This is a genomic window from Agromyces humi (assembly GCF_009720255.1).
GTDB classification, from domain to species: Bacteria; Actinomycetota; Actinomycetes; order Actinomycetales; family Microbacteriaceae; genus Agromyces; species Agromyces humi.
Window position 1 is genome coordinate 1 of the sequence record NZ_WJSP02000407.1, and the last position, 3151, is coordinate 3151.

The 3151-nt window shown below is 72.7% G+C and carries 3 protein-coding genes; all 3 read right to left on the reverse strand.

Features of this window, described 5'->3' with window-relative positions; translation table 11 throughout:
* The coding region (locus GH736_RS19960; protein ID WP_159606439.1) for a LacI family DNA-binding transcriptional regulator at window positions 1-645 on the reverse strand (645 nt) is incomplete at its 3' end.
* A gap of 20 nt (window positions 646-665) precedes the next feature.
* Window positions 666-2189, reverse strand: coding sequence for an L-arabinose isomerase (gene araA / locus GH736_RS19965; protein ID WP_159606441.1), 1524 nt, complete (start codon window positions 2187-2189; stop codon window positions 666-668).
* A 94-nt stretch (window positions 2190-2283) separates the two neighbouring features.
* Window positions 2284-3151: FGGY-family carbohydrate kinase (locus GH736_RS19970; RefSeq protein ID WP_268891257.1), on the reverse strand; the 868-nt coding region annotated here is incomplete at its 5' end.

Here is a 3151-nt window from a genome sequence, read left to right on the forward strand (position 1 = left end):
GTCGAGGTCGAACTCGAGGTCGCCGCCGATGTGGGCGATGCGGGAGTGCCCGAGGGCGATGAGGTGCTCGGTCGCGAGGCGCGCGCCCGCGTACTGGTCCATCGACACGCGATGCAGCCCGGGCGTCGCCTCGGATGCCACGACGACCAGCGGCACGCCCGCGTCGATGCCCGTGAGCACGCCGACGCCCTCCCGCTCCCCCGAGATCAGCACGATCGCCTCGACGCGCTGCAGCGCGAGCCGGTGCACGGCCTGCCGGAGCACCTCGGCGTCGAGCGAGCGCATGCTCGCCTGCGTCACGGTGTACCCCGCCTCGTGCGCGGCCTCGTTGAAGCCGAGCGCGGCGTTCGAGGGTCCGTAGTCGGGCCGGCCCGCCTGGATCAGGCCGATCGACCCCGAGCGCCGCTTCGCCATCGCGCGCGCGGCCGGCGATGGCGTGTACGACAGCTCGGCGATGGCCTGCTCGACGCGGAGCTTCGTCGAGGCCGCGACCCCGGTGAGGTCGTTGAGCACGCGGGAGACCGTCTGGTGCGAGACGCCGGCGCGTCGGGCGACGTCGAACATCGTCGGCACGCCGGACGTTCCGGATGCCCCGGCCGGCTCGCCCTCCGAGACCGGCCGGCCGGCGGCATCCGCTTCGCTCATGTCGCCCTCGCCGGCCTCGCTCAGAGCCCCTGCGCCAGCCGGTAGTACGCCTGGTTCCAGCGCACCTCACGCTGGAAACCGGGCAGGGTGGTGTCCTCGTCGATGACGAGCAGCTCGGCCTTGGCCATCTCGGCGAAGTCGCGGAACACCTCGACGCCGACGGCCGTCGACATGACGGTGTGGTGCGCCGCTCCGGCGGTCAGCCAGGCCGCGGCACTCGTGTGGAAGTCGGGGGCCGGCTTCCACACGGCGCGGCCGACGGGCAGCTTGGGCAGCGGATGCCGCAGCTCGACGTTCTCGACGACGTTGGCCGTGAGGCGGAAGCGGTCGCGCATGTCGCTCATCGCGACCACCACGGCGGGGCCGGGGTCGGCGGTGAAGACGAGGCGCACGGGGTCCTCCTTGCCGCCGATGCCGAGCGGGTGGATCTCGAGCGTCGGCTTCGCGGTGGTGAGCGACGGCGAGACCTCGAGCATGTGGGCGCCGAGGATGAGCTCGTCGCCGGGCGTCAGGTCGTAGGTGTAGTCCTCCATGAGGCTCGCTCCGCCCGGCAGGCCGGCGCCCATGACGTTCGCGACGCGCACGAGGATGGCGGTCTTCCAGTCGCCCTCGGCGCCGAAGCCGTAGCCCTCGGCCATGAGCCGCTGCACCGCGAGGCCCGGCAGCTGCTTCAGCGCGCCGAGGTCCTCGAAGCTCGTGGTGAACGCGCCGAAACCGCCCTCCTCGAGGAACGAGCGCAGGCCCAGCTCGATCGCCGCGCCGTCGCGCAGCGACTGGTGCCGCTCGCCGCCCTTCCGCAGCTCGGGCACGACCTCGTAGAGGTCCTCGTACTCGGCGACGAGGAGGTCGACCTCGGCGTCGGATGCCGCGGCGACCGCCTCCGCGAGCTCGTTCACGCCCCACGTGTTGACCTGCACCCCGAAGCGCAGCTCCGCCTCGGTCTTGTCGCCCTCGGTCACGGCGACGTAGCGCATGTTGTCGCCGAAGCGAGCGAGCTTCAGGCTGCGGGACGCCGCGAGGCCGGCCGCCGCGCGCTGCCACGTGCCGAGCTCCCGCTGCACGCGCGGGTCGCTCGCGTGGCCGACGATGGTCTTGCGCGGAACGCCGAGGCGGGTCTGGATGTAGCCGAACTCGCGGTCGCCGTGCGCGGCCTGGTTGAGGTTCATGAAGTCGAAGTCGATGTCGCCCCACGGCAGCTCGACGTTGGCCTGCGTGTGCAGGTGCGCGAGGGGCTTCTGCAGGGCGTCGAGCCCGGCGATCCACATCTTGGCGGGGCTGAACGTGTGCATCCACGCGACGAGCCCGATGACGTTCTCGGCGGCGTTCGCCTCGAGGGCGACGCGCTTGATCGCGTCGGAGTCGGTGAGCACCGGCATCCACACGACCTTCACGGGCACATCGGATGCCGCGTCGAGCGTCTCGGCGACCTGTCGCGACTGGTCGGCGACCTGCTTGAGCGTCTCGGGGCCGTACAGGTGCTGGCTGCCGGTGAGGAACCAGACCTCGTACTGGTCGAGGTTCGTCTGGAGGGGCGTGCGGGTCATGTGGGTCTCCTCGTGGTGCGATGTTCGGTGAGTCTGGGGGGTCCGTGCGGGTCGCGGGCGCGGCGGGCTCGGTGGGCCCGGTGGGCCCGGTCGGTCAGAGGGCGTCGACGGCGGCCGACTCGACCGCCAGCCCTGCGCGGTAGCGGTCGAGGTAGGCGGAGAACCCGGCGACGTCGTCGGCCACGGGCTCGACGGTGTCGATCGCGGCATCCGCGAAGACGCGTTCGCCGAGGTAGGTGCCGAGGTCGACCTCGTCGGCGGCCGAGAGGTACGACGCCAGCACGGCGATGCCCCACGCGCCGCCCTCGGAGGCGGTCTCGCCGACCGCGACCGGTGCGTCGAGCGCCCCGGCGAGGAAGCGCTGGGCGACGCCCGCGGTGCGGAAGATGCCGCCGTGCGCGAACATCCGGTCGATCTCGACGCCCTCGTCGGCGAGCACGCGCATGCCGAGCGCGAGCGTGCCGTACACGCCGTAGAGCTGCGCGCGCATGAAGTTGCCCAGGCTGAAGCGGCTGTCGGGCGTGCGCACGAACAGCGGACGGCCCTCGGTGAGTCCCGCGATGGGCTCCCCAGCGAGGTGGTTGTAGGCGAGCAGTCCGCCGGCGTCGGCGTCACCCTCGAGCGCCTCGCGGAAGAGGGCTTCGAAGACGGCATCGGGCTCGACGGGGGTTCCGGATGCCGCGGCGAACCGGGCGAACACGCCGGCCCACGCGGCCAGCTCGCTCGCGCCGTTGTTGCAGTGCACCATCGCCACGGGGTCGCCCGCGGGCGTGGTGACGAGGTCGAGCTCGTGGTGGGCGTGCGCGAGCGGGCGCTCGAGCACGACCATCGCGAAGATGCTCGTGCCCGCGCTGACGTTGCCGGTGCGCGGGGCGACGGAGTTCGTCGCGACCATGCCCGTGCCGGCGTCGCCCTCGGGCGGGCAGAGCGGCGTGCCGGACTGGAGCACGCCCGACGGGTCG

Excerpts from the sequence above, each read along its gene's own strand:
- araA (WP_159606441.1), bottom strand. The coding sequence starts at position 2,189 with ATGACCCGCACGCCCCTCCAGACGAACCTCGACCAGTACGAGGTCTGG.